We start from the raw sequence: 26333 nt of genomic DNA on the forward strand, positions 1-26333 counted from the left end.
CCTGCCGCAATCGGATCCGAATCAGAGGCAGTCTCCTGACCAAAATCAAGTCTACTTCAAGAACACGCTGATTAATCCATACGCCAGAATCAGGCAGACGATCACCGGCAGGGCATAGGTCATATAGCCCCGCATCCAGCCGGCCACCTTGATTCCCTTTCCCTCATTGGCCTCAGCTGTGAACTTCTTCCAGCCCCAGCCGTAGCGGCTGACACAGAAGAGAATAAAGATGAGCGCGCCGCCGGGCAAAAGGATATTGGACACCAGAAAATCCTCAAGGTCCAGAATCGTCGTTCCCTTTCCCATCGGCTGAATGAAAGAGAGGATGTTGTAGCCCAGAGCGCATGGCAGAGAGAGAACTCCGACAATAATCATATTCACCATGCCGGCCTTCTGCCTGGACCAGCCGGTCAGATCCATGCAGCATGCCATGATATTCTCAAAGACGGCGAGAACCGTAGACATGGCCGCAAAGGACATAAACACAAAGAAGAAGCTTCCCCAGAGCCGCCCCAGAGCCATGTGATTAAAGACATTCGGCAGGGTGATGAAGATGAGACTGGGCCCCTGATCCGGCTGAATCCCATAGGCAAAGCAGGCCGGGAAAATGATCAGGCCGGAGGTGATCGCCACGAAGGTATCCAGAACTGCCACATTGACAGCTTCGCCCATCAAAGACCGCTTCTTGTCAATGTAGGAGCCAAAGATAGCCATGGATCCGATTCCAAGACTCAGAGTGAAGAAGGCCTGGTTCATGGCGCCGACAATTACATTGAAAATTCCCGCCTGCCTGATGTGCTCGGCAGAGGGCATCAGGTAGAACTTCAGTCCCTCTTCCGCGCCGGGCTGGAGGACAGAATTGACAGCTAAAACGATCATCACCAAAAGGAGGGCCAGCATCATCCACTTGGTCACCCGCTCCAGACCGCTCTGCAGACCTCCCATATTGACAACAAAGCCGAAGACCACGACCGCTAAGACGGCGATCACATTGGCTGCGGGATTGCCGAGCATGGAGGAAAAGGCATCTGCCGTTCCCTCCGCAGACAGGCCATCAAAGCGCCCCTGCGCCATATAGACAAAGTACTGGAGCATCCAGCCGGCCACTGTCGTGTAGTACATCATGAGCAGGTAGTTGCCCAGCATGGCGAATGTCCCGTGGATGTGCCATTTGCTTCCCGGCTTCTCCAGCTTCTGGTAGAGCCTGACCGGGCTCTTCTGCGCGGCCCGTCCCAGGGAGAACTCCATTGTCAGAACCGGCACTCCCAGGATGACCAGAAAGAGCAGATAGATGAGGACAAAAATCCCTCCCCCATACTGTCCGGCCATATAGGGAAACTTCCACACATTGCCGATACCGATGGCGCATCCCGCCGAAATCAAAATAAAGCCCAGGCGGCTTCCCAGTTTTTCTCTTTCCATTCCCTTACTCCCCTTTCAGCGTGCTCTCTGAATCCGGATCTTCAGTCTCTCTTTGACCATCCTCTTCTGTCATGACAGCCGGCGGATTCGACAGATCCATTTCCCCGGAGTCATCCGCTTCGGTCTCAGCAGTCTCCACTTCCCCGGAGTCATCCGCTCTGGTCTCAGCAGCCTCTACTTCCGCACCCGTCTTAGCTGTATCCTTTTTCTCACCCGGCTCATCCCTTAAGTCCTCCGGGAGGATCTGTCTCATCTCCTCCGCGCTCGGGTGCTCCATCCCCGCGATGCGGCGGGCCTGGTTGGTGATGACGGTCTCGAAGAGATTTCTGGCCTCTCTGGCATTGGCAAAATTCTGCAGATTCTGCGCCTTTTTCAAGAGCAGCAGGCTCTTAACCTCTTCTTTGGCCTCATCTGCGAGCACATACTCATACTTCCTGCAATTTCCCTCAAAGATGGTCAGAAGCTCCTCAATACTGTAATCCGGAAAATCGATGTACTTATTAAAGCGGCTCTTGAGTCCCGGGTTGGACTCCACAAAATGCCTCATGGGGCCTGTGTAACCGGCGACGATGACCACCAGATCATCCCTGTGATCCTCCATGGCCTTTAAGATGGTCTCGACCGCCTCCTGACCATAGTCATTGGTCCCGTCGCCAGGGGTCAGGGCGTAAGCCTCATCAATAAAGAGAACTCCTCCCAGTGCCGCCTGTATCTTTTCCTGGGTCTTTAAAGCCGTCTGTCCGACGAAACCGGCCACCAGACCGGACCTGTCGCACTCCACCAGCTGCCCCTTGGAGAGGACGCCGATCTGCTTGTAGAGGCGGGCAATGATGCGGGCAACCGTCGTCTTGCCGGTACCCGGATTCCCGGAGAAAACCAGGTGCAAGGAGACCGGAGCCACCTTCATCCCGGCATCTTTGCGCATCTTCTGCACCTTGACGAAGTCGTAGAGCTCCTTGACGTCGTGTTTGATGGATTCTAAACCGACCAGGGCGTCCAGATCCTCCATGGGGTCCGTCTCTTCTTCCTCCTGTTTGGCTTTCGCGCCCTCCATTTCCTTCGTCTTTTCCTGAGAAACGGCGTTTTTCTGCCCGGCGGCGCCGACAGCTTCTTCCCCCGGAGCATCCTGTTCCCCGCTTAAGACAGCTTCCGTCCCGGTCTCCCCCATCTGAAGCTGATACAAATGATCCGCATAGCTGGGTCCTATTGCGGTCTTTCCCAACGGATCCTGTCCCTGATCCAGCTTCCCGAAGCGATCCTGCACCTGTTTTAAGGCCTCCTGGGCCTGCCGCAGGGCCTCCTGCGACTGAACCAGGCGGTCGGCGGAGCTCAGCAGATCCCCCGCCTTTTTCTTCAGTCGGTTGGAAGGGCTGAAAAAATCGCTGTAGGTTGACTTGATCGAACGTCCGCTCTTTTTCTCTTCCTCTGAGCCAAAATGAAGTTCCATAACTCTCCTTGTTCTCATTTGAACTGGGAATAAACGCGCCCGACCGGGCTTATACCAGTGTCACCTCATGACCGCTGGCCGCCTCAAAGTGATAGCGGACAATCCCCTTGTCCAGTTTGGTGTAAAAGCCAAACTTCGTCGAGAGCCGGGCCATCTCTCCCGTCTGCTCAAAGACGAATTTCTGCTGATTCATGGCTGTCGGGGCCAGCAGCGCAGCTTCGACCCCTCTGACATACCAATCTGCCGCCTCCTGGCGCCTGGTCTTTGATACGGCGTCAAAGTCCTTGCTTTTGCTGGCCTTCCCCCGTGTCATTCCATATCCGATGGCGATCACGGCGTAGAGCTTCTGATCGGATCCCACCTTGGCCTTGCAGGCCTTGCGGTTAAAGGATCCGGCAACCCAGCAGGTATTCAGGCCCATCTTCTGCGCTGTGAGTACCAGCTCTTCTCCGATATAGCCCAGACGCTCCATTGCCCCGTCCTGCTTTTTTGCAACCAGGGCGATATAGTTCTGAACGCCGTCAAACCTGCCATTGCGATTCATAAAAGAATCAAAGCAGGCCGGATCCCCGTAGATGATCTGCACATGGGAAATTCCGTCCTCCTGATTCCTCTCCTCAATGACGCGCTCCAGCTCCGAGCGCACATCCTCAGGGATCGGTCTGCCGGAATACTGACGCACGGAGTGACGCACGCGAATTGCCTCTATTGTGTCCATAGCCTTCTCCTCGTCTCCTATCTTCCATCAGGTCTTTTGTCCTGCGAAAACAGTCAGGCAAATCCCTGTGATTTTGCAAAAGTTTCCTCACAACCTTACTGTTTCTCAGCAAAAAAAGCAAGATTACAGCCCGTCCTCCGCCTCGCTGTCAGCGCTCTTCGCGTCTGTGCGCGCGATCCTTCGCGCGATCGGCCTCCGATGTCAGCCTCTTTATCATGCGGATCAGGCGGGAGGCATCCCTGAGCAGGTCCTCTCTTCTCACACGCCCCTGAGCCAGCCCGGCCAGAGTCCTCTGATAGTCCTTCCTGCTGCCCGGCATAAAGAGGTCGTTGCCCGCCGCGGCGACCAGAGCCGGATCCGGAGACGGATACTTGCCCCTCTTGGGGGCCGTCCCCCTCTCAATGAGCCAGTCCGTCATAACAATGCCCTCAAAGCCAAACTCGGACCTTAAAATGTCTTCATTTAAGGCCCTGCTGCAGGAGGTATGAACCCCGTTGAGCAGGTTATACGATGTCATCAGCGCGCAGGGCTGGGATTCCCGAATACAGATGTCAAATCCCCTTAAGTAGATCTCCCGCATGGCCCGTTCAGAGACCATAGAATTGTTCCCATAGCGGTTGGTCTCCTGATTATTGGCCGCGAAATGCTTGATGGTTGTCCCGCAGCCCGGATTCTGCTGGACGCCCCTGGTAATGGCCGCTGCGAATTTGCCGGAGATCAGCGGATCCTCGGAGTAATACTCGAAGTTGCGTCCACAGCGGACATTTCTGTGGATATTCAAAGCCGGCGCCAACCAGAGATGAATCCCGAAGCGCTCCATCTCATCACCGACAATTGCCCCCCAGGAGACAGCTAATGGCAGATTCCAGGTCTGGGCGATTGCCGTCCCGATCGGGATTGCCGTTGCGAACTGATCATATACGGTCATTCCGGATTTGCGGATCCTGCGCATGGCCCGATTGGAGCTGCGCCGCATCCACCAGAGAACCACTTTGGGCAGCAAAAGCCCCATGCTGTCTATCATCGGATTTTGACCATAGCTGCTGACGGTTCCGCCCCTGTTAACCACATAGTGGGGGTTTAAGCGCAGACCGGCCGGCCCGTCCGCCATGATCAGAGATTTCAGTCCCTTCTTGCGCAGACGATTGCTTGTTTCGCCTGCCGCCCCGGACACATGCACAGAGGCCTCTCCGATTGCCGTGAGATAAAGGGTATTGGGGTTGAAGTCTCCCGTCGTCAGAAGGGCCAGCTCCTCGTTGCTCAGACTCTCAGCCAGAGGGTCCGTGTCCTTTTTTCTCTCATAGGAAATTGTCCGACAGGCAATCTCTCTTCCACTGATCTTAACAAGAGGAAGCTCCTTTGGCAAAGGCTCCCTGTCCGCCTTCTCAGGTTTCCAGTCAGTAAAGTCAACGGTTCCCAGCAGATTTTTCACCCTGCGGGTAATGCAGGTATGCTCCAGTTCCACTCCCATGATCAGGCGGGTATCCCGACTGTTTGTCCCCATGCGCAAGAGATACAGTCCCTTTTCCAGCAGATAGCACTCCCTCTCGCTGTCATAGCTCGCCAGGTCGGTCAGCTCAAACTCCAGGTGCAAAAGGGCCTCTCCTTTTGGAGGCAGCTCCCCGCTCTTGGCAAATGCCGCCAATTCCTGATAGGGCTTATCCAGCTTCCCGTCGGGCGAAGAGAGGTAGATCTGAACCGTCTCCTTCCCCGGGTAATCTCCCGTATTTTTCACCCTGACCTCAAGCGAGACATGACCGGTCGGATCCACAGAAACCCGCTCCTGTCCCAGACGAAACTCGCTGTAGCCAATTCCATAGCCAAAGGGAAAGAGAACCGGCTGCCCTGCCGTGTCATAGAAGCGGTAGCCGACATAAATCCCCTCCCGATAGCGGGTGTCATTCTTTTTGGCAAAATCTCCGATCTTTGGATCTCCTGCCTGACCTGCCCAGCTGGTTGTCAATTTTCCGGAGGGATAATCAATTCCCAGAAGAATCCGGGCACAGACCAGGCCGGTTACAGACCCCAACTGAGAGAGCAGAAGGATATTCTCCACCTGATCCGCAACAGGGCTTAAATCCACCGGCCCTCCGACATTCAAGACCAGCATAAAGTGCCGGTATTTGGCCTGACAGGCCAGAATATCCCGGATCTCAGTCTCGGTCAGAAGGAAGTCTCCGGGCAGGAATCTGCGGTCGCTCCCCTCCCCGGAGACCCGGCTCAAGACATAGACCGCCGTATCCCCCTTGCCTTCCAGCGAAAGATCATAGGTCGGCTCCGGCATAACGGCTCCCATGCCGTAAATCGCAAGAAACTGACGGGCCTCCCTGGCCTCTTTTCTCAGTCGCCTGATCCAGGGCGGGACTGCCTCTCTTCTCACCCGATCATAGGCATCTAGCCAGTCTTTGGTCGTAATGATAAAGCCGGCGCGCTTCAGCCCCTCCTCGATATTAACGTCAAAGCGGGAGTTGACGTCTCCGGAACCGGTCCCCCCCTTGATCGTTCTGCGGGCGCCGGAACCGTAGAGGGCAATCCTGCCGGGTTTCTCAAGGGGAAAATCGTCCTTCTTTTTCAACAGGACAGCGCACTCTGAGGCCTCCTCCAGAATGGACTCCAAATGGGCCTTCTCATAGTCATTCAAACGCAGTGCAGACATTCTCTTCTCCCTCATTTCCTCTTACCTGATCCGGCGCGGTCTCATTTCCTGTGGGGCCGCATGTCCTCTCCTATGACCTGTCCCAGAAAGGCCCCCACATAGCGGCGATAGCGCTCCGGGTCTTTGAGAACACTCTCGGCGTGACCCGCCCCCTCAAAGAGATGTACTTCGCAGAGTCCCCCGGTCGCCTCAGCCATTCGCTGACTGTTTTCGGGAGGAATAAAGCCATCCTCTTTCCCGTGAATAAAGAGGATGGGAATCTCATTTTTCTTCAGGCTGTCAATGGGCCTGGCTTTCTTTAAGTCAAAGCCAAAAAGCAGCCTCCCCATAGCCATGGCCGAATCAAGAACAAAGCCTGGGATACGGGCAGCGGACATGGCTTTCCTCAAGACATTTTCAATATCCGCAAAAGCGCAGTCGGCAACTGCGAAAGCGACCTCTGGCCCGGCATAGAGACTTGCGATCGTGGTCGCGCCGCCAAGAGACTCTCCGTGCAGGCCCAATATGATATCGTCCCCATAGCGCTTTTTGCTGTCCCTGATCAGGGCAAGCAGATCTTCCCTCTCCCGAATGGAATAGGAGCAGCGCGATGGCGCATTGATCCCGTGGCCGCGCAGGTCATAGATAATACAGTGAAAGCCCAGGCTCAGGTAGACGGGGATATACTTCAGATCCCCTATGCGATTGTCCGTGTGGCCGTGGGAGAGAATGACGTATTTCTTCGAGTCCGGATCTTTGGGATTGACCACAAACATCGCGTGAAGCAGATAATTTCTGAAGCCCCTGACCTCATATTCCGTCTTCTCCAGTTCATCCCAGAATGAGGTGTCATAGTGGTCATCCTGCCAGGCCTTGGCCTCCCGGAGCGACTGCCTCTTGATCCCTGTGATATAGAAGGCCAGGCCGGCGGACACAAGGCAGAAGGCCACCAAAACAATCGCGATAATCAGTGCAATGATCTGAAATAACATACGCTCTATTCTCCTATATAAATCCATCGCCCATTTTCACGCCGAAGCCTGGCGACAAAATGCCGATGGAAGTTTCCGCCCATACCGTATATTCTGGCTCTCTGCAGGCTGACCCCGGTCACTGTCGCATAGCAGTCATCTCCTCCGGGCGAATTTTCGGAATCCAGATCAGATTCCTCTGTTCTGTCGTCGATATCTTTGTCATCTTCATCTCTGTCGTCTGTATCCGTCTCCCCGGCTTTCGGTTCCCGGTCAAATACCAGATGCACCTGGACCTTCTGCAGATCGATTCTGGAGTAGGAGACGTCTCCTCTCTCCAATTCTCCCAGGAAATCATCCAGCTTCTGATCTCTGCCGTTGACCCCGCTCATGCGGACGTCCTTGTCCATCAGCTGGCGAAGAAGATCGATGTCCGCCTTACATAAGGCGTCCATCATGCGGCGATAGGCCCAATAGGCCTCCTCTTCGGTCGGAGTCAGCTCCTTAACGAAGCTGTCATGAAATGTCTTTTTTTTGGCCATTCCTCTCTCTTCACCTGCTCTTTCATCCATCGAAGCTCTTTCGATCCGCCTGATCGCAGCCGTCGCTTTCAGCTGGCGGCAGCCGGTAACCCTTGCATATTTTATCACACCCCGTGCGGCGCGGCTCTGCCCCGGCAGAGGCCGCCCGGTATTTTTCGTCTGCATACAAGGATCCGCTTTCCCTCTTCATCCGACAGATATCCCCCTCTTCACCCGCAAATCATCATCCCAGAAGCTCCAGCAGTTCCTCTTTGGACAGCTGTCCAAGGGATTCCGACTGGCCGCTTAAGATGGCGTCCGCCAGATCTTTCTTCTTCTCCTGCATCTCCAGGATACGGTCCTCGATCGTCCCCTTGGCGATCAGGCGAAAGACGGAGACGTCCTTTGTCTGGCCGATCCTGTGAGCCCGGTCCGTCGCCTGGTTCTGCGCGGCCAAGTTCCACCAGGGGTCATAGTGGATGACCAGGTCTGCCCCTGTCAGGTTTAATCCGGTCCCCCCTGCCTTTAAGGAGATGAGAAAGACCGGCGTCTCGTCGTCATTGAAGGCATGTACCAGGCGCAGGCGCTCCTCTTTGCCTGTCGCCCCCGTAATTTTATAAAAGGGGATTTTTGCTCTGGACAGATCCTCTTCCAAGAGGGCCAGCATGGAGGTGAACTGGGAGAACACCAGCATCTTATGTCCCCCGTCAATGGCCGAGCCAATCAGGTCCAGACAGGCCTTTCGCTTCGCCGACTTCCCCCTGTAGCCCTCTACGAAAATCGAGGGATCACAGCAGATCTGCCGGATCTTGGTCAGCTCCGCCAGTACCTGAATTTTGTTTCGATTGTAGGCCTCTCCCGCGCCGGCGATCATCGCCCGCATCCTGGCGACCTGGGCGTCGTAAAGCCTGCGCTGTTCTCCCTCCAGACGGGCGTAACGAACCTCCTCGATCTTAGCCGGAAGATCCTTTAAGACATCCCTCTTTAATCTGCGCAGGATAAAGGGTCCCGTCATCCGGCGAAGCCTGGCGATCACTTCCTGATCTTCTTCCCTGGCTATCGGCAGCTCGAAGTCTGTCCGAAAGTCCTCATAGCTGTAGAGAAAGCCGGGCATGAGAAAGTCAAAGATCGACCAGAGCTCCGACAGACGGTTTTCAATCGGTGTTCCGGTCAGCGCGAAGCGGTGCCTGCTCTTAATAATCTTGACCGCCTTGGAGACGGCCGCCTGGGGATTTTTGATATACTGCGCCTCATCCAGAACCTGGAAATCAAACTCAATCTTCTCATAGAGGGAGATATCCCTCTTGAGCAGGTCATAGGAAGTAATCAGAACATCCGCCTGACGACAGTCATCTAAGAGCTTCCTTCTCTGACCGGCGAAGCCGGTCACCGGCACGACTGCAAGCTCAGGGGCAAAGCGCGTGAATTCCTCCTGCCAGTTATAGACCAAAGAGGCCGGGCAGATCACCAGCGAGGGGCCGCCTGCCGAGAGATCTTTTGCCCTGTTGGGCGACTCTTTCTCAGCCGCCAGCACCGCGATCATCTGCAGGGTCTTGCCCAGACCCATGTCATCGGCCAGAATGCCGCCGAAATGATTGGCCGCCAGGGTGCGAATCCACTTATAGCCATAGGTCTGATACTTGCGAAGGACCTTTGACAAGCCCCGGGGCACTTCGAAATCCGATTCCTCCACCGTCTTGAATTCCTTGATCAACTCGCGGAAATTGCGGTCTCTGTCCGCGGCGACCGCGTCGTGGTCCTCCAGCATCTTATTGATATAGAGGGCGCGGTAGAGAGGCAGATGCATCTTTCCCTCCGTGAAATCCCCCGGTTCCATACCTGTATCCTCCATGAGCCGAGTCAGCATCTGCATGGAATCCTCCTGTTCCAGGCGAACAAAGGACCCGCTCTTCAGCTTGTGATAGGACTTCTTGCGGCGGTAGGCCTCCAGGAGCTCCAGCAGCTCTTCTGTCGTCAGTTCATCCGAAGAAATATCCAGATCCATGAGACTGGATCTGACAGAGACTCCGATTCGCACCTGCGGCATGCTGCGAATGGTTAATTTGCGAAAGGCCTCGGATCCCTCTACTCTTCCCAAGCGTTCCAGGCGGGCAAGGCCGGAATCGAGAAGTTCATAGACGGCGTCATCCGTCGCCTCTGTATAAAAAGCGGACCACCTGCTCTCATATTGTGGAAACTCGCTCTGCAAAAGGGCCAGAGCCCTCTCCTCCTGCTGCTGATCCCTGCCGCTGTCATAGGCCTCCCTGCGCTCTTTTGCCGGCAGCAGGGAAAAACTCCTGTCCCCGTATGAGACCTTGCCGTCTGCCAGCAAAAGACCGCCTTCAATATCCAGACGAAAGGAGAATTCGGCCTTCTCTGGCAGAATGCCCATGGCCGAGAAATCCGCCGATTCCTGAATGCTGATGCGGGGATTTTCCTCCAAATGAGGAAGTACCCGATAATAGAACTCCGCTAGATGCTTCTTTCCAAAACACAGGCGCAGATATCCCCCCTCCGCCGCGTTCATCAGGGGAGACAAAGATTCCTCATCCTCCCCGGCGAAGCGGACCATTGTCCCATCGTAAATCGCATAGGAAGCCTGTCTTCCCTGAATTCGCGTGGGCAGATTTCCTGTCAGAATCAGTCCCTGAACCTTCTCCGCGGTGACCTCCCCCTTGTCTTCGATCAGCTGATACAGGTCCTCCGGCCGAGCCCACTCCCTCAGCTCCTCACGCATCCCCGTCTGATCATCAGGCGTAAGATAGCTGACCTCGACATATATCCTCTCTTCCGGCGGCAAGGCGGCGAGATAGAGGCGGCTGATCTGCTTCTGATTTAATCGATTTAAATCCAGGAAGGGATCGATCCTCAAACGGATCTGGGGAAAATGCTTCCCCGCCTGCAGGCTTTTGGACCCGGGCCCCTGCATCCTGCCCCATATTTCCGCGGGCTGTCCTGTCTGCAGATAATCATAGAGGAAATCCGCCGCCTCCCCTTCCAGTCGAATTTCACGCGTCAGACAAAAAGAAGGAGTCTTATCGTAGGAATACGCTTTGCGCAGACGTTCCTCCAGACCTTCGTTGGCTTCTACCTGCCTTCGGATAAAGTCATAGACCCTGGCGGAAGCCTCTGTAAAGGTCTCCTGATGAAAATGCAGCGCGTCCTTCTTCCCCAGTGGCAGAGATCCGCCTGATGTATACTGATCCACCAGGTCTGTCAGATTCTTTACAACATAGAGTCTGCCGACCCCGATGCGAAAAGACAGAGCAAATCCTCTCTCATCCTCTGTCAGGCGCGGAAGCAGGCGGACCCTTGGGATCGCCTCTCTCCCCTCGTCTCTGCGAACAGCCGCGGAATCGGAAAAAGCGGACAGAAAGCGGTCTCCCTTCTCATCTGTGGCATCCCCGGGATTATATTGCCTGATATAATCCTGAAGCAGATAAACCGCCGCCATCTCATGGGGGCAGACGGACAGAGTCCAGTAGCTGAAGATGTGTCTGTGACAGCAGCCGCACTCCATATCCAGAAAATGATCTCTGGAAAAACGAAAGTAGACCTTGCGGGCTTCTGTGACCATCCTCCTTGCGTCAGCCGCTTTTTTGGGGGCTTTTATCCGGGGCTCATACAGGGTCTGAAACTCCGCCCACGCCGAATCCGCCTCCCCGTCCTTTCCGTAATGCATCCTGAAAAAGTCGACCCGCATGCTCCCCTCTTCGAGGATCTCATTGGCCTGACGCTTTACTTCCGGAGACACCTTGAGATCGGCTGTCATTTTGCGAAGGTGAAAGAAGGTCTCCTCATTTCCCTGCACCTCCTCCATCTCCACAAGCGCCGGGATCTGATCCGCATCGGGGGAATCGCCCTGCCTCTCCTGCCAGAGGAAGAGAACAGCCGCCATGTGGGCGCAATTTTCACCCGCCTGTGCTCTGGCGCAATTACAGCCCATAGAAAGCATTCCCTCTAGAAATCTCCGGATTGAGACATCATAGACGCGATCTCCCAGGACCCTGGCCATACAGCTGTCTTTGGTAGATGCAAAACCCTTGACCGCCTTCTTGCCATATAGAACTCTGCCCTGTTCCAACGCGTCTTTTGAGAAATACTCCTGCCAATTTGCCGTCATCGCGCACCTCAACTCTTTCTCGGCCCTCTTGGAATCTATTATTTTAGCATACTTTTCCTGACGCAAAAAACCTCACAGAGCCTGTATCAAAAGCTCTGTGAGGATTTTCACGCATTTCGTATTCCCTGGTTCTCCGGCCTAAAAAAGGCCATCTTAAAATCTCCTTATACCAGAGCCGCTCCAAGCGCCTGGCAGGCGGCCAGAGCCTCATCATCCGGAGCGTCGTTGCAGATGACAGGATCACAGGCCAGAGAAATACCGGCGCTCTCGGCATCGGCCTTCCAGTCATCCATCCAGATGCCGCCGCCCCAGCCCCAGGAGCCGAAGAGAGCGGCTTTCTTGGCGCCAAGCGCTCCCTTGACCTCATCCCACATGGGCTGGAATTCCGTCTCCTCCAGTACTTCCGCGCCCATGGAAGGACAGCCAAAAGCGAAAGCGTCATAAGAGGAGATCTGCGCCGGGCCAAAATCCGCCGCCGCGATGAGTTCCGCCTGCCCTCCGGCCTTCTGTACCCCATCGGAAACCGCCTGCGCCATCGCCTCTGTGTTCCCTGTTCCGGACCAATAAACAACTGCAACCTTACTCATGATACTTCCTCCATTCTGTAGACACTGATTGTCCGATCGGGATGCTTTCTGACAGGACCCTCTGCTCTTCTCCGCTCGTCGGATCAGAAAATCCTGGCCCTTTATTGTTAGCAATCCCTAACCTAAAATCATTATAGAACAGGGCGCGCAAAAATGTTAGCCTTAAATAACTTTTCAGGTACAAAATCAAGTACACAATCTGCTATGATGGGAGGCAGATTTGGAGGACAGCTATGAGCAATCTCTTCGATATGATACTGGAACGGGACGGTCTGCGCTTCAGCGACTTCCTGGATGATGACGGCAAGGATGAAATCCGCTCTTTCTGGGATGATATTGTTGGAGACCGAGGATCTGTAACCGACGCGGAGATCGACTCGGTCTTAAGCACCTATAAGGGGCTGGGCGTCATTGTCCCGGCCGACGGAATCAGCAGCGACCAGGAGAAGGAGCTTAAGGTACTTGACCGGACCTGGGAGGCCGGCGCCAGAGGGCATAAGCCGACCCGTTCTTCCATCGCCCACTGGCTCAACGGAGGCTATGACAGGCCCTCCATTGAGGACACCGAAGAAGCCGGTGAACTGGTAAATGGCTTCAAGAAGGGCCTGGTCGACAAGACTTCCGATATCGTCGGCGCGGGCAAGGAGGCTCTCCGTTCTGTCAACGATAAGGCGGATGACCTTCTGGAGGCACTGACCCAGAGCATACAGGCTTCCAGCGCCGCGGGCAAGGACAAAAAGGCCGGAGCGGCTCTGACCGGGGCCAAAGCAGTTCCAACCGTGAACAGGACACAGCCAGAGGAAGCCGGCAGTCATGCATCGACATCCCCCGATCCGACGATTCCGCAGATTCCCGAGTCAGCCGGCTCAAAGGGGGAAGTCTCTTATCAGCTTCTCTATCAGACCAACCGCCAGGCGGACGAGAGACATCCCATCATGATCCTGTCCGACCCCATGAAGCGCATTCCCCATCACCAGGTTGGGGCCTTCACAGACCCATCCCGCCAGACGGCATTTGAGATGGTCTACGAGGGATCCGCCTGTTCTGTCAAAATCCTGCAGTTAGACCGGCGCTTCGTCAACCTGCTCTTTTGGCTGGGGACAGGTCATATCGCTGTCAGGCTGTCCGGCCGCCACTTCACAGCCTCCCAAGAGACCCCTTTGCGTGACCGGCACGGGATGGCCCATGTCAGCGGCTATGCCGTCTACAAGATCACCGCTGTCGACCTCAATGCCAACAGCATCCTGCAGACCGCCAACAACGACTTCCTCCAGCTGGTCATCCGCCGCATGCTGGCCTCCAATCCAAAGGAGGCCCTGCCTAAGGAAGCCGCAGAAGAGATGGATCTGTCCGATCAGACCATGCTGATGACCGACATGCCGGCTATGACCGACTATATTAACTGCGCTCAGGACGCCCTGCCCTCCAATATCTTAAACTGGGCACGCCGCCAGATCGCCATGGTCAAGTCTGAATCTGTCAGCGCGGAGGAGCAGAAGCACGCCCAGCGCGCTCTCTCCATTATGCTCAATATCCAGTGGCAGGGGAGTTATTTTCCCCCCATCGACCCAACAGAGGCCAGGCAGATTCTGGATGAAGAGCTCTACGGGATGGAGCAGGTCAAGCAGCGTATCGTAGAGACCATCATCCAGATCAACCGCACCCACACGCTTCCTGCCTATGGTCTTCTCTTAATCGGCCCCGCGGGCACGGGCAAATCCCGGGTCGCCTATGCCGTGGCCCGCATCTTAAAGCTGCCCTGGACCTCCCTGGACATGAGCGCCATCCGGGACACGGAGGCTCTGACCGGATCCCCCCGTGTCTACACTAACGCCAAGCCGGGCAAGATCATGGAGGCCTTCCAACAGGCGGGCTCCTCCAATCTGGTCTTCATCATCAACGAACTGGACAAGGCCGGAATCAACGCGAGCAGCGGCAACCCCGCGGATGCTCTTTTGACCCTGTTAGACAACATCGGATTCACCGACAATTACATGGAGTGCATGATTCCGACCTCCGGCGTCTATCCCATCGCCACGGCAAATGACCGCGAGCTCATCTCCGCTCCGCTTCTGACCCGATTTGCCCAGATCGATATTCCCGACTACAGCCCCGCCGAGAAGAAAATCATCTTCCGCGACTACTCCCTGCGCAAGACAATGGATCGCATGGGTCTGTCCAAATCCGAGGTGGTCTTCACAGAGGATGCCATCGAGGCCATCATCGACCGCTATTCCAATGTCTCCGGCGTCCGCGACCTGGAGCAGGCCGCCGAACACCTGGTCGCCCATGCCCTCTACCTGCTTGAGACAGATTCCTCCGCGAATGACCGGGTCGTCTATCGGGCGGATGATGTGAGAGAATTACTCTTCTAGGGCCTGGCCGACTTTCTTTCTCTGACCGCAGGCCAATTTGGTATTTGCGCTCAGTCAGCCGCGATCACGTCCGCCATATCATAGTGACCTGCCCCCTTGCCAGCCAGGAACTTAGCCGCCTCAATCGCGCCCTTGCCGAAGACGGCCCTGGAATACGCTGTGTGACGGAAGGTGATCAGCTCATCCATCCCGGCGAAAATGACCTCGTGCTCTCCGACAATACTGCCGCCGCGAACGGCGGAGATGCCGATCTCTTTGTCATCTCTCGCCTGACGGCGCTGGCTCCTGTCATAGACATAGTGATAGACATTGCCCTGCGATTCATTGACCGCGTCCGCCAGGGCGATGGCCGTACCGGACGGCGCGTCCAGCTTTCTCCTGTGATGCTTCTCCACAATCTCCACGTCAAAACCGGCCTTGCAGAAGACGTCAGAAGCCCGGTGAAGCAGATCGATCAGAGTGTTGATTCCCAGCGACATATTAGCGGACTTTAATACGGCCACATGCTTTTCGGCCTCCCGCACATGATCCAGCTGTGCCTCGGACAGACCGGTGGTGCAGAGAACCAGAGGAATTCGCTTTGTCACGCAGTAATCAAGCAGGGCATCCTCCGCTGAGGCATTTGCAAAATCAATGATCACATCCGCCTGGACCTTGCAATTTTCAATGGATGAAAAAACCGGATAGGGATTCACAGCCCCGGAGACTCGGTCCACACCAGCCACAATCTCGATCTCAGGATCCTCCGCAATCAAGCTGTCGATGATCCTTCCCATATGGCCGTTAGAACCATGCAGTATTACCTTCACCATGCGATTTTCCTCCTCTCACAGATCAATATATGCCTCGAAGGCATCCAGGGAAGCCTTCAGACGGGCCGCGTTCTCCGGCTCCATCTGACACATGGGAGCCCGCAGGGGACCGCAGTCGGCGCCCAGCATATTCATGGCTGTCTTGACCGGGATGGGATTAACTTCGCAGAAGAGAGAATTCACCATATCCAAAGACTCCAGCTGCATCCTGGCCGCCCTCTTCACATCCCCGTCGAAAAATGCCTGCACCATATCGTGGGTGTGCTGAGGAGCAATGTTGGCAATGACGGAAATGACGCCGAGTCCACCGATGGAGAGCAGGGGAACCACCAATCCGTCCTCCCCGGAGTAGAGTTCCAGCTTGCCATCACACAGACGCATCGTCTCAGAAGCCTGGGACATGTTTCCGGTCGCCTCCTTTAAGCCGACAATATTCTTCCTGTCATGGAAGAGCCTGGCCATGGTCTGGGGCAGAACATTTGTTCCGGTACGGCTGGGCACATTGTAGACGATGATGGGAAGCTTCGTAGCATCGGCGATTGCCTCGTAGTGCTCAATCAGTCCCTTCTGAGTCGCCTTATTGTAATAGGGCGTGACAACGAGGGCGGCATCAGCGCCTGCCTTTTCTGCCGCCTGGGTCAGCTGGATGGCCGTCAGGGTAGAGTTGGAGCCGGTACCCGCGACGACAGGGATTCTGCCCGCGGTGAAGTCAACCGCGGCCCTGATCACATCCTTGTGCTCCTCCTCGGAGAGCGTGGGACTCTCTCCCGTCGTCCCTGTAATGATAATTGCGTCTGTCCCATGGTCAATGTGATAGTTGATCAACTCTTCCAGCTTGGAATAATTGACCGTCTGATCCTCATTCATAGGAGTAATAACAGCGACTCCGCTTCCGGTAAAAACAGGCATATGCCCTCCTTTCCTCCCGCTCCGGTCACTGCCGGACGAGACTTGACCATAGAATACCCTCTATACAGGCATTCTTCATTCATAAACAGTTGAGGACACGATCCATGAAATCCCCATGTCATGAAAAACAATAGAATACACGTTCCGCGAATCCCCCTGTTATGAAAAAATAAGACCGGCTGGGGCACAGCCGGTCATCACTCTCATAATGATCACTGATAGCGCCCCATCTTATCAGATGACAGTTACAGCCTTCTTCAAGCTGCACCCAGGGAATCATCCGCAGCAATGACCCCTTCGGCACAAATCCCTTTTGCCGGGCTTCATCTGCGTCTGCCGCATCTGCCCGGTTACTCATAATCTGTGCAACCTCTACCTTGTGCTGTCGATTCTTCGACAGAATTCAGTTGTCAGCCGAGGATTGACTCGACACTAGAAATATACCCTCTGATACCAGATCATGTCAACCGTCAAAAGATAGGGCGGCCACTCCACAGGATCCCGAAATCCGGTGACGGAAATTTCTTCCTTAAAAATCATAGCTATTCCACAGGCCCCCGGGATCCGGGAAATGCTCACTGACTCAGATTCATCCGGGCAGCTTCTCCGGCACAATATCATAGACCGTATCTGCGATCTGTCGTATCTCTTCCGGAAGACAATCCCCTGTCATAATGACAGAGGCCAGTGGAGACTTGGCAGAAAGGACTTCTACCAGAGCTTCTGCCGGAACCAGCCCTCTCTCCACGATGCCGAGCACTTCATCCAGAACCAGCAGATCACACTCGTCCACCGTCAGAACCTTCTTGGCGAACATGAGGGCATTTTCATAGTTCTTCTTCTCCTCTTCCTGTTCCTGGCTGGTCAGGTCATCGTAGCCCTCAATATTCTGCTCAAAGCGAAAGACCTTGATCTCCGGCTCCAGACGGCTGAAGAAATCCGCGCTCAGCTGACCCTTAAGAAATTGGATCATTGTTGCACTGCCACCTGCAGAGGCCACCTTGATGGCATTGCCGATGGCGGCAGAAGTCTTGCCGTAACCCTCACCGTAATAGACGGTTATCTTTCCTTCCTGCATATTCTCTCCTGTCAAATGAATCACACCATATACTGTATTAATCTTCGCGCTGCTTTGCTCCTTCGAGAATCACACAGCGGCAACAGGTATTTGCAAAGAATTTGTATAAATTTTATCACAGAGATCCCGTGAGAATCAATTGACCGCAACCGCCTCTTCTCAAGACCGTTCATGACCGTCCCTTGCGACTTGTCCCCCAATTGATTTCAGTCAACCTGTAGCACAGATAAAGAAACAGGGCTTAAACCTGTAAAACAGGGAGGTATGGTATGATGCTTTAGATGAAGTATGATATGATACTTTAAATTATGAAAGTGAAATTTGTATTGGTAAAGAGGTAATTTTATTGAAACCCGTCATTGTATATTATTCCTATTCAGGAATCACCAGAAGATTAGCAGAAGATATTGCATTGATTACGGATGGAGATTTGAGAGAATTACAACCGCAACAGCCTTACTCCTTCTCATATAATACAGCTGTAAAAGAAGTGAGAGAAGAAATTGAAAAGGGATATTGTCCTCCTCTTATGCAGGGAGCAGAAGCGATTGGGAATGCGGAAGTGATTTTTGTAGGTTCTCCTAATTGGCTTAAAACATTTGCGCCACCCGTTCGGTCCTTTTTAAGAACGGTTGATTTAGACGGCAAGACAATTATTCCCTTTTGTACACATGGCGGAGGCGGTTTTGGAAGAATGATTGAAGATTATAAAAGGGAATGCGAACATTCTATTATCAAAGACGGCATCGCATTAAAGGGAGATTACAGTTTTGACGAACTCAAAGCATGGTTAGATCATAATTTGTAACTCCCTATTTTCCCAATTCAATATCCTAATTTGAGAAACAGCAAATCAGTCGGGTTGCTGTTTTTCTTTGTCTGAAAACGCAGACACAGCGAAAAGAAGAAAACAAGAATCGTCTCTCCTCCAGTCTAAGTTAGATTTCCCTTCCACTGATCTCAGTCACTCTTCCTGTGTCTCAGATACCATTTCTTGAAGTTTCACAGGATTGTGCTAATATAGGAAGGTCGATTTTACAGGAGTCTTTCCTATATGATTCCCTGCTGAAAGTCATTTCCTGCGAAGGACTGATTCCCGGATGCGGATTCTTACTCTGAGATACGAATTTGACCTTCCGGCATATCTGTAAATCGATCTTCGATTATATATCTGCCCTGCAGAGAAAGAGGTCACAATGATTGAGTCCAGAGACGACATCCGAAACGTAGCCATCATCGCCCATGTCGATCATGGGAAAACCACCCTGGTTGATGAGCTCTTAAAGCAGTCCGGCATCTTCCGAGAAAATCAGGAGGTTCAGGAACGCGTCATGGACTCCAATGATATTGAGCGTGAGCGCGGCATCACCATTCTGTCCAAGAATACCGCCGTCACCTATAAAAATACCAAGATCAACATCATCGATACTCCGGGCCATGCCGATTTCGGCGGCGAGGTGGAGCGTGTCCTGAAAATGGTCGACGGAGTGATTCTCCTGGTTGACGCTTTCGAGGGCGTCATGCCCCAGACCAAGTTCGTCCTGCGCAAGGCTCTGGCCCTGAGCCTTCCCATCGTTGTGGTTGTCAACAAGCTGGATCGTCCCGACGCCAGACCTCTGGAGGTCGAAGACGAGGTCCTGGAGCTTCTCATGGATCTGGACGCCTCCGAAGATCAGCTGGACGCCCCCTTCCTCTTCGCCTCTGCCCGCGAGGGCTACGCCATCGCGGACCTTGACGATGAGAAGAGGGATATGACCCCCCTCTTTGACGCAATCATTGATAAGATTCCCGCCCCAACCGGTGATCCCGACGCCAACACACAGATGCTGGTATCTACGATTGATTACAACGAGTTCGTCGGCCGCATCGGCGTCGGCAAGATCTCCAATGGCTCTCTCAAGCTCAATCAGTCCGCCGTCGTCGTCAACCATCACAATCCCGATGCCAGACAAAATGTCCGCATTACCAAGCTCTTCGAATTCGACGGTCTCAACCGCGTCGAGGTGGAGGAGGCAAAAATCGGCTCCATCGTGGCTATTTCCGGGATCGCCGACCTGCACATCGGCGACACCATCTGCGGCACAAACGGCGAACCTGAGGCCATTCCTTTCCAAAAAATCTCTGATCCCACCATCGCCATGAACTTCATTGTCAATGACTCTCCTTTGGCCGGACAGGAGGGCAAGTATGTCACCTCCCGCCACATCCGGGACCGTCTCATGCGCGAGCTCAACACCGATGTCTCCCTCCGCGTGGAGGATACGGATTCCCCCGATACCTTCAAGGTATCCGGCCGCGGTGAGCTGCACCTGTCTGTCCTGATTGAGGAGATGCGCCGTGAGGGCTTCGAGTTCGCCGTCTCCAAGGCAGAGGTTCTCTATAAGAAGGACGAAAAGGGCAAGAAATTAGAGCCCATGGAAATCGCCTATATTGACGTCCCCGACGAATTCCAGGGCGCGGTGATCCAGAAGCTGTCCGCCAGAAAGGGAGAACTCCGCGGCATGAATCCCATCCAGGGCGGTTACACCCGTCTGGAGTTCAAGATTCCTTCCAGAGGTCTGATCGGCTATCGGGGAGACTTCATGACTGACACCAAGGGCAACGGCATCTTGAACACTGAGTTTGCCGGATACGAGCCCTACAAGGGGGATATTGAGTACCGGGCCACCGGCTCCCTCATCTCTTTCGAGACCGGCATCTCTGTCGCTTACGGCCTCTTCGCCGCCCAGGACAGAGGCACCCTCTTCATCGGCGCCGGCGAGAAAGTATACTCCGGCATGGTCATCGGCCAGTCTTCCCGGTCTGAAGACATTGAGCTCAATGTCTGCAAGAAAAAGCACCTGACCAATACCCGGTCCTCTTCCGCTGACGAGGCCCTGACCCTGACCCCTCCCAAGATCATGTCTCTTGAGCAGGCCATCGATTTCATCGACACGGATGAGCTTTTAGAAGTCACTCCCAAGTCTCTGCGCATCCGCAAGAAGATCCTGGATCCCCTACAGAGAAAGAGAAGCGGGTTTAAGAAGTAATTCTGCATACAAAGAGGATCATCAGCGCCTGGCTTATGAGCCTTCTCTTGTTCTAAATTAAAATCGACCGTCATATTCGCAAAACATTCTTATTCTAAGAATACGACGGTCGATTTTTTATTGTAATAGATAATCTGTAAAAAGTGCCCCTGTCATTATGGCTGCAGGATACAAAGAGCGTGCATTCCTTCAGAATCGTTTTACAGCGTTATCAACGACTGATTCTCTCTTCCCATTCCTTCTCGCGAAAGCCGGTCAAAACGAAGTCTTCTCCTACCAGAATGGGGCGCTTACAGAGCATCCCATTGGTCGAAAGCAGCTTGATCTGATCCTCCGGACTCATTTCCGGCAGTTTCTTGGACAATTCCATCTGCCGATAGAGCTGCCCAGAAGTATTCCAGAACTTCTTGATCGGCATACCAGACTTCTGTATCCAGGCGGTCAGTTCCTCTTCCGTGGGATTTTCCTCTACAATATGACGATCCTCATATGCAATTGCTCTGCTGTCCAGCCACCTTTTCGCCTTCTGACAGGTACTGCACTTCGGATACTCTATGAATAACAGCGCCATCTTCTCCTCCTTGTTTTCCTGCAAATGATCATTGCTTTTACCCGACCATTATAGCGAAGATACTCGGTGTCTGCTATTTGCCGAACGACAGTCATCATGATCTGCCTGCATCTGCCACACTGTCTGCAAGCTTCTCTATCCGATTCTTTCTCTCACGGAAAGATGCTTTCGAAATATAACAATATATAAATCCTTTTCCAACAGTTCTCAATTATATAATAAAATATAAAATTAATATTGAGATATTATAAAATATAAAATAGAATTAATTTGGCAAAGGTATAAAAAGGAGGACATCATGAACAACCCATTTGATATCACCTTTGGACGCGTTCCGGAAATCTATATCGATCGCGAAGAAATTCTTGCTACGACTGTGCGTTCCATCAAAAATCACAGTCCCCTCTGCCAGACCAACATGATCTATGGAATGCGGGGATCAGGCAAAACAACCTTCATGACAGATCTGACAAATATCCTGTCTCAGGAGAAGAACTGGATATGCATCAACCTCTCTGACTCTGAGAATCTCATTCAGGATCTCTCTGATTACCTGGACTATATTGTGCATTCCCGCCTGGGCGGGCGCAAAAAAATAGAGGGACTCGGTATCGGCGCTCTTGGCTTCTCAGCCTCTGTCTCGGCCAGAGAGGCTGAACCCTCAGCGAAAGTCAAAATCGAGATGAATTTAGCCAGGCTTAAGCAAAAAGGGATCTCTCTTCTTGTCACCCTGGATGAAGTGACCAACAGTCGCTCCACCCGCGAGTTCGCCTCCTATGATCAGGTTTTAATTCGCTCCGGCTATCAGATCACACTTCTTTTGGCCGGTCTCCCGGAGAATGTGAGTGACCTCATCAACCATGAAGTTATGACCTTCCTTCTTCGAGCTAACCGTATTTCTCTCTCCCGCCTAGGCGACTACGCTGTCATGAACAGCTACCGCCACATCTTCACTGACGGCGGACGCAAGCTGGATGAAGACACTCTCCTCCATATGACCGCACTGGTCCATGGCTACGCCTATGCTTTCCAGCTGCTGGGGCATCTGCTCTGGGAGAACAGTTCCAAGGGAGATCCGATCAATCTCGATCTCCTGGAGACGATTGGCAGGGATTTTCGAGACCTGCTCTATCAGAATGTCTATTTCATTCTCTACCGCAGACTGACTGAAGTAGAACAGTCCTATCTCCGTATCATGAGCGATGAAAAAGACCGGCTGGTACCCAGCGCCTATATTAACAAAAAGCTTGGAAAGGGCAGTTCCTACTGCAATGTCTACCGAAGCCGACTCTTGGAACGGCAGATCATTGAAGCTCCCAGATTCGGTTATGTATCCTTCTCTCTCCCCTTCTTTCGGGATTTTCTGCTCACACAAAAGAAATTGGAGGAGCTGTCCTATTAACTTACAAATATTTGTTTTTACATTAGGAAGCATGCCCTGTTTTCTCCCATTCCTTCTCTCTAAGGCAAAGGGTCAGCCGCGCCCGCCTCTACATCACAGCGCATGGAGTCTATGAAGCCGCGATCAATGGCTCTGCCGTCAGCGACTGCCGTATGGCGCCCGGCTGGACCAATTACCGAAAGAGACTGCAGTACCAGATCTACGATGTAACGAATCTCCTTGAGGATACCAATCAAATCCAGGTCACCGTTGCCAATGGCTGGTATAAGGGAATTCTCGGTTTTTACTGCCAGCCCAACCAGTATGGCGATCAGCTTGGACTTTTTGCGGAGCTTCACCTGCAGTACGAGAACGGGGACAAAGAGGTCATTGCGACAGATGAAAACTGGACCGTTCGAACAGGCCAGATCCGCTACAGTGAAATATATATGGGAGAGACCATCGATACGGATTCTCCCGAAATTCTCGAAGGCAGCATAAGTACTAAGGACTTCGACTCTTCTGTTCTCACCGCGCAGGAAGATGAGCCTGTTCGGATCACGGAACGCATTGCCGGCATCCGAAAAATCACCACGCCCAGAGCTGAGTCCCTCATTGACTTTGGTCAAATTGTCACAGGTGTCGTCGAATTACATGTCAAAGCCTCCCGGGGACAGGTCATCCGTCTGCACCATGCCGAAGTTCTCGATAAGGATGGCAACTTCTACCCGGATACCCTGCGACAGGCCAAATCAATCGACACCTTCATCTGCAATGTGAACGGCCATTACTACCTCTATGGAACCAGAAGCGAAACTGCTTTCATCGGTCAGGCATTTGGCACTGCACTATCCAAACACCTTCCGAAAGAGCTAAGGCTGTATCTCTCATTAAATTCACCTATTCTCTTCTGTCCCTGATCAGCTTGACCAGCTGGATCAAAAGGGTGGGCAGAAGGGCCAGGCCAAGAATTTCCAGATACTGGTTCTGACTCAAAGCCACGACCGAGAACAGGCGCATGACCGGCGCCAGAAAGAGAACCATAAGAACCAGAGTGAATCCGAGGACAAATGCCCCCAGGCTGTACCAATTTCCGGCAAAGCCGATCTGAAGCAGGCTGTGACGGCTTCGGCAATTGAATCCATGCAGAAGTCTGGCCAAAGTCAGAGTAGCAAATGCCATGGTAGAGGCGGCTGCGGCATTCTCTGCGGAGGATCCGGTCAATCCCAGCCAATAGGCGGCAATGACACAGACCGCAATCAATCCCCCCTGGCCGATCAGAAGCCTCACAAAATCCCGCGTGAGAATCCCCTGTTTCGGATCGCGCGGCTTTCTTCTCAGGACATCCGGGTCGGACGGCTCCATTCCGATGGCCAGGGCGGGCAGAGAATCCGTCACCAGATTGATAAAGAGCAGCTGTACCGCCGCGAAGGGAATGGGCAGAGCCAGCAAAGAGGTGTAGAGAACCGCAATGATGGCGGACAAATTACCGGAGAGCAGATAGAGGACGGCGTTGCGGATGTTGTTATAAACCGTACGGCCATTTGCCACCGCCTTAATAATCGTGGCGAAATTGTCATCCGCCAGAATCATGGATGCCGCATCCTTGGAGACTTCGGTTCCGGTGATTCCCATGGCCACACCGATATCCGCCTTCTTAAGCGCAGGCGCATCGTTCACTCCGTCACCGGTCATGGAGACAATCTTGCCCTTTCTCTGCCAGGCGTCTACGATACGAATCTTATTCTCCGGGGAGACACGGGCATAAACAGAAATCCGCTCGATCTCCATGTCCAGTTCTGCGTCGGACAGGGCATCCAGTTCCTGCCCTGTCCGAGCTTCATCTTCCTCGGCAAAAATCCCGATTGCTCTGGCGATGGCGGTCGCCGTGACCTTGTGGTCACCGGTGATCATAACGGTGCGAATTCCGGCCGCCTTCGCCCGGGCAACCGCCTCCATGGACTCCTCGCGGGGCGGATCCATCTGGGAGATCAGGCCCAGGAAGATAAAGTCCCGCTCATTCTCCCGGGACAGCTTCTCCTCGCTCTCCTTGTAGGCGAAGGCCAGGACGCGCAGACCCTGTGCAGAGAAAGCTTCATTCTGCGCCAGAATCTTTCCCCGAATCTCCTCTGTCATGGGATAAATCCCGTCCTCCAGACGGATAAAGACGCAGCGATCCAGGAGAACATCAACCGCTCCCTTGGTAAAGACCGTCTGTCTCCCATGGATCAGATGCTTGGAAGACATGAGCTTGCGGTCGGAGTCGAAGGGAATCTCCTCCAGACGGGCCGCCATAGAGCGGAGGAGATGATCCGACAGAGCCAGTTTATCCCCATCCAAATCCAGGCCCTGAATATTGCGGTACATAGACAAAAGCGAATACTCCGTCGGATCTCCGATCCCCTCCCCGTCGACAATCGCGGAATCATTGGCCAGAACAGCCGCGTAGAGCAGATAACGATGGAGCTGCTTGCTGACGTCAAGTTCTCTGTCCCGGCAGATCCGATCTCCCACATAGATCTCCTGCACAGTCATTTTATTCTGCGTCAGGGTACCGGTCTTATCAGAACAGATGACGGAGACACAGCCAAGCGATTCCACCGCTGCCAGATTCTTGATGATCGCCTGTTCTTTGGCCATCTTCTGTGTGCCCATAGCTTGAACGATAGTAACGATCGAAGACAGGGCCTCCGGAATCGCCGCAACCGCCAGGGCTACGGCGAAAAGAAGAGAATTCATCAGGGCCATGCCCCGCCACATGCACAGGCCAAAGACCAGAATTGAAATGACCATAATTGCGGCAGCCAGTTTCCCTGAGAAATCATCCAGGGTTGCCTGCAGAGGTGTCTTCTTCTCTTTGGTATCATTCATGAGTCCGGCGATCTTGCCGATCTCGGTCTCCATACCTGTCGCGGTCACCATGACATTGGCGCGGCCGTAAGTAACCAGACTGCCCGAATAGACCATATTGATCCGGTCTGCCAGAGCGAGCTCTTCCTTGATTACAGCATCGGACTTATCGACATTGGCAGATTCGCCGGTCAGAGAAGACTCATTGACCTGAAGAGAGAAGTTCTCCAGGATACGACCGTCCGCCACCACCATATCTCCGGCCTCATAGGAAACCATATCGCCCGGAACCAGCTGAGCCGAATCAATCTCCATCTTCACTCCGCCGCGAATGACCTTGGCCCTTGGAGAAGACAGAGCTTTGAGAGACTCCAGAGACTTCTCCGCCTTGACATGCTGAATGGTCCCCAGAACCGCATTCAAAACCAGGACAGAGACGATGACCAGCATGGACTCGACGTCCCCTGTAAAAGCGGAAACCAGAGCCGCGACAATCAAAATAAGGACCATCAAATCCGCAAACTGTTCCAGAAAGATCCGCAGGGCAGACTTCTTTTCCGCTTCCACAAGAGCATTCGGGCCGTACTCACACAGACGCTTTGCCGCCTCTTTCTTACTCAGTCCCTTAGAGCTGCTCTCAAGCAGGCGCTCTGTCTCTGCGCGGTCCTTCTGATACCAGGCCATGGCTACCTCTTCTCCCATATATCTTTGAACTCAATCTATTCTAACCGCTTCCCTTGCTCCTGCCCAGTCCCATTTTCTCAAAGCTCTCCAGATCTTTAATCTCAAAAGTTCCCTCATTTGCAGAATATGACTTCTCCAGTCGTAAGAGGCGAAATCCATCGAAAGCAAAAAGACCGGCCACTCCCCGCCGGTGCTTCGTGCGCCGACGGGATCTGTTGTG

The 26333-nt window shown here is 53.6% G+C and carries 18 protein-coding genes, 1 pseudogene and 1 riboswitch; of the genes and pseudogenes, 6 read left to right on the forward strand and 13 right to left on the reverse strand.

Features of this window, described 5'->3' with window-relative positions; translation table 11 throughout:
* Positions 1–51: 51 nt before the first annotated feature.
* From GCWU000342_RS00210 to GCWU000342_RS00245, 8 genes are all read right to left on the reverse strand, one after another.
* Entirely contained in the window at positions 52–1422 is a 1371-nt protein-coding gene (locus GCWU000342_RS00210) for a sodium-dependent transporter (RefSeq protein ID WP_006905093.1), read from the reverse strand.
* A 4-nt stretch (positions 1423–1426) separates the two neighbouring features.
* The gene (locus GCWU000342_RS09810; RefSeq protein ID WP_006905094.1) at positions 1427–2869 is read right to left on the reverse strand and encodes an AAA family ATPase; all 1443 of its coding nucleotides are present in this window, start codon (positions 2867–2869) and stop codon (positions 1427–1429) included.
* A gap of 49 nt (positions 2870–2918) precedes the next feature.
* Positions 2919–3587, reverse strand: coding sequence for a nitroreductase family protein (locus GCWU000342_RS00220; RefSeq protein WP_006905095.1), 669 nt, complete (start codon positions 3585–3587; stop codon positions 2919–2921).
* A 148-nt stretch (positions 3588–3735) separates the two neighbouring features.
* Positions 3736–6243 (reverse strand): glycoside hydrolase family 3 protein, encoded by a 2508-nt coding sequence (locus GCWU000342_RS00225; protein WP_045000441.1) that lies wholly within the window; start codon positions 6241–6243, stop codon positions 3736–3738.
* 41 nt (positions 6244–6284) lie between these two features.
* A complete protein-coding gene (locus GCWU000342_RS00230; protein ID WP_006905097.1) occupies positions 6285–7214 on the reverse strand; it encodes an alpha/beta hydrolase in 930 nt (309 codons plus the stop codon).
* A 5-nt stretch (positions 7215–7219) separates the two neighbouring features.
* A complete protein-coding gene (locus tag GCWU000342_RS00235; RefSeq protein WP_006905098.1) occupies positions 7220–7900 on the reverse strand; it encodes a nuclear transport factor 2 family protein in 681 nt (226 codons plus the stop codon).
* A 58-nt stretch (positions 7901–7958) separates the two neighbouring features.
* Positions 7959–11837 carry a DEAD/DEAH box helicase gene (locus GCWU000342_RS09815; RefSeq protein WP_049921427.1) on the reverse strand — a complete coding sequence of 1293 codons (3879 nt, stop codon included), beginning with the start codon at positions 11835–11837 and terminating at the stop codon, positions 7959–7961.
* Between the two features lie 164 nt (positions 11838–12001).
* The gene (locus GCWU000342_RS00245; RefSeq protein ID WP_006905100.1) at positions 12002–12424 is read right to left on the reverse strand and encodes a flavodoxin; all 423 of its coding nucleotides are present in this window, start codon (positions 12422–12424) and stop codon (positions 12002–12004) included.
* Positions 12425–13263: 839 nt separating this feature from the next.
* Between GCWU000342_RS00245 and GCWU000342_RS00250 the strand changes: the two genes are divergently transcribed.
* Positions 13264–14799: an AAA family ATPase gene (locus GCWU000342_RS00250; protein ID WP_045000445.1), complete on the forward strand. Its 1536-nt coding sequence runs from the start codon at positions 13264–13266 to the stop codon at positions 14797–14799.
* A 50-nt stretch (positions 14800–14849) separates the two neighbouring features.
* Here GCWU000342_RS00250 and dapB read toward each other — a convergent pair whose 3' ends face one another.
* From dapB to GCWU000342_RS00265, 3 genes are all read right to left on the reverse strand, one after another.
* Positions 14850–15611 (reverse strand): 4-hydroxy-tetrahydrodipicolinate reductase, encoded by a 762-nt coding sequence (gene dapB, locus GCWU000342_RS00255; protein ID WP_006905102.1) that lies wholly within the window; start codon positions 15609–15611, stop codon positions 14850–14852.
* Between the two features lie 15 nt (positions 15612–15626).
* Positions 15627–16520, reverse strand: a complete 894-nt coding sequence (dapA, locus tag GCWU000342_RS00260) for a 4-hydroxy-tetrahydrodipicolinate synthase (RefSeq protein ID WP_006905103.1) — start codon at positions 16518–16520, stop codon at positions 15627–15629.
* 211 nt (positions 16521–16731) lie between these two features.
* Positions 16732–16903, reverse strand: a riboswitch (Lysine riboswitch).
* 206 nt (positions 16904–17109) lie between these two features.
* Positions 17110–17598, reverse strand: a complete 489-nt coding sequence (locus GCWU000342_RS00265) for a cob(I)yrinic acid a,c-diamide adenosyltransferase (RefSeq protein ID WP_006905106.1) — start codon at positions 17596–17598, stop codon at positions 17110–17112.
* Between the two features lie 346 nt (positions 17599–17944).
* Here GCWU000342_RS00265 and GCWU000342_RS00270 point away from each other — a divergent pair, with 346 nt between their 5' ends.
* Together GCWU000342_RS00270 and typA are read left to right on the forward strand one after the other, a co-directional pair.
* Positions 17945–18406, forward strand: coding sequence for a flavodoxin (locus tag GCWU000342_RS00270; protein ID WP_045000020.1), 462 nt, complete (start codon positions 17945–17947; stop codon positions 18404–18406).
* 388 nt (positions 18407–18794) lie between these two features.
* Complete coding sequence (typA, locus tag GCWU000342_RS00275; protein ID WP_006905109.1) at positions 18795–20627, forward strand: translational GTPase TypA; 1833 nt, start codon at positions 18795–18797, stop codon at positions 20625–20627.
* Positions 20628–20838: 211 nt separating this feature from the next.
* Here the strand turns inward: typA and GCWU000342_RS00280 are convergent, their stop codons facing one another.
* Positions 20839–21198, reverse strand: a complete 360-nt coding sequence (locus GCWU000342_RS00280) for an arsenate reductase family protein (protein ID WP_045000022.1) — start codon at positions 21196–21198, stop codon at positions 20839–20841.
* Positions 21199–21496: 298 nt separating this feature from the next.
* Here GCWU000342_RS00280 and GCWU000342_RS00285 point away from each other — a divergent pair, with 298 nt between their 5' ends.
* From GCWU000342_RS00285 to GCWU000342_RS10815, 3 genes and pseudogenes are all read left to right on the forward strand, one after another.
* Positions 21497–22600: a P-loop NTPase family protein gene (locus tag GCWU000342_RS00285; RefSeq protein WP_006905112.1), complete on the forward strand. Its 1104-nt coding sequence runs from the start codon at positions 21497–21499 to the stop codon at positions 22598–22600.
* Between the two features lie 80 nt (positions 22601–22680).
* Positions 22681–23130, forward strand: a pseudogene (locus GCWU000342_RS10810) (alpha-L-rhamnosidase N-terminal domain-containing protein); the annotation flags it as partial.
* 36 nt (positions 23131–23166) lie between these two features.
* On the forward strand, positions 23167–23499 hold the full coding sequence (locus GCWU000342_RS10815) for a family 78 glycoside hydrolase catalytic domain (RefSeq protein ID WP_408640208.1): 333 nt from the start codon (positions 23167–23169) through the stop codon (positions 23497–23499).
* On the opposite strand, the gene GCWU000342_RS00295 is transcribed toward GCWU000342_RS10815, so the two are convergent.
* A complete protein-coding gene (locus GCWU000342_RS00295; protein WP_006905114.1) occupies positions 23480–26131 on the reverse strand; it encodes a cation-translocating P-type ATPase in 2652 nt (883 codons plus the stop codon). The genes GCWU000342_RS10815 and GCWU000342_RS00295 overlap by 20 nt on opposite strands.
* Between the last annotated feature and the right edge of the window lie 202 nt (positions 26132–26333).

This window comes from Shuttleworthella satelles DSM 14600, assembly GCF_000160115.1.
Taxonomy (GTDB): domain Bacteria; phylum Bacillota; class Clostridia; order Lachnospirales; family Lachnospiraceae; genus Shuttleworthia; species Shuttleworthia satelles.

What these genes read in the sequence shown, in the direction of transcription:
- GCWU000342_RS00245 (WP_006905100.1), bottom strand. Translation starts at nt 12,424, where the DNA reads ATGAGTAAGGTTGCAGTTGTTTATTGGTCCGGAACAGGGAACACAGAG.
- GCWU000342_RS00230 (WP_006905097.1), bottom strand. Translation starts at nt 7,214, where the DNA reads ATGTTATTTCAGATCATTGCACTGATTATCGCGATTGTTTTGGTGGCC.
- GCWU000342_RS00225 (WP_045000441.1), bottom strand. Translation starts at nt 6,243, where the DNA reads ATGTCTGCACTGCGTTTGAATGACTATGAGAAGGCCCATTTGGAGTCC.
- GCWU000342_RS00285 (WP_006905112.1), top strand. Translation starts at nt 21,497, where the DNA reads ATGAACAACCCATTTGATATCACCTTTGGACGCGTTCCGGAAATCTAT.
- dapA (WP_006905103.1), bottom strand. Translation starts at nt 16,520, where the DNA reads ATGCCTGTTTTTACCGGAAGCGGAGTCGCTGTTATTACTCCTATGAAT.
- dapB (WP_006905102.1), bottom strand. Translation starts at nt 15,611, where the DNA reads ATGGTGAAGGTAATACTGCATGGTTCTAACGGCCATATGGGAAGGATC.
- typA (WP_006905109.1), top strand. Translation starts at nt 18,795, where the DNA reads ATGATTGAGTCCAGAGACGACATCCGAAACGTAGCCATCATCGCCCAT.
- GCWU000342_RS00235 (WP_006905098.1), bottom strand. Translation starts at nt 7,900, where the DNA reads ATGCAGACGAAAAATACCGGGCGGCCTCTGCCGGGGCAGAGCCGCGCC.
- GCWU000342_RS00220 (WP_006905095.1), bottom strand. Translation starts at nt 3,587, where the DNA reads ATGGACACAATAGAGGCAATTCGCGTGCGTCACTCCGTGCGTCAGTAT.
- GCWU000342_RS00295 (WP_006905114.1), bottom strand. Translation starts at nt 26,131, where the DNA reads ATGGGAGAAGAGGTAGCCATGGCCTGGTATCAGAAGGACCGCGCAGAG.
- GCWU000342_RS00265 (WP_006905106.1), bottom strand. Translation starts at nt 17,598, where the DNA reads ATGCAGGAAGGAAAGATAACCGTCTATTACGGTGAGGGTTACGGCAAG.
- GCWU000342_RS09815 (WP_049921427.1), bottom strand. Translation starts at nt 11,837, where the DNA reads ATGACGGCAAATTGGCAGGAGTATTTCTCAAAAGACGCGTTGGAACAG.
- GCWU000342_RS00280 (WP_045000022.1), bottom strand. Translation starts at nt 21,198, where the DNA reads ATGGCGCTGTTATTCATAGAGTATCCGAAGTGCAGTACCTGTCAGAAG.
- GCWU000342_RS09810 (WP_006905094.1), bottom strand. Translation starts at nt 2,869, where the DNA reads ATGGAACTTCATTTTGGCTCAGAGGAAGAGAAAAAGAGCGGACGTTCG.
- GCWU000342_RS00210 (WP_006905093.1), bottom strand. Translation starts at nt 1,422, where the DNA reads ATGGAAAGAGAAAAACTGGGAAGCCGCCTGGGCTTTATTTTGATTTCG.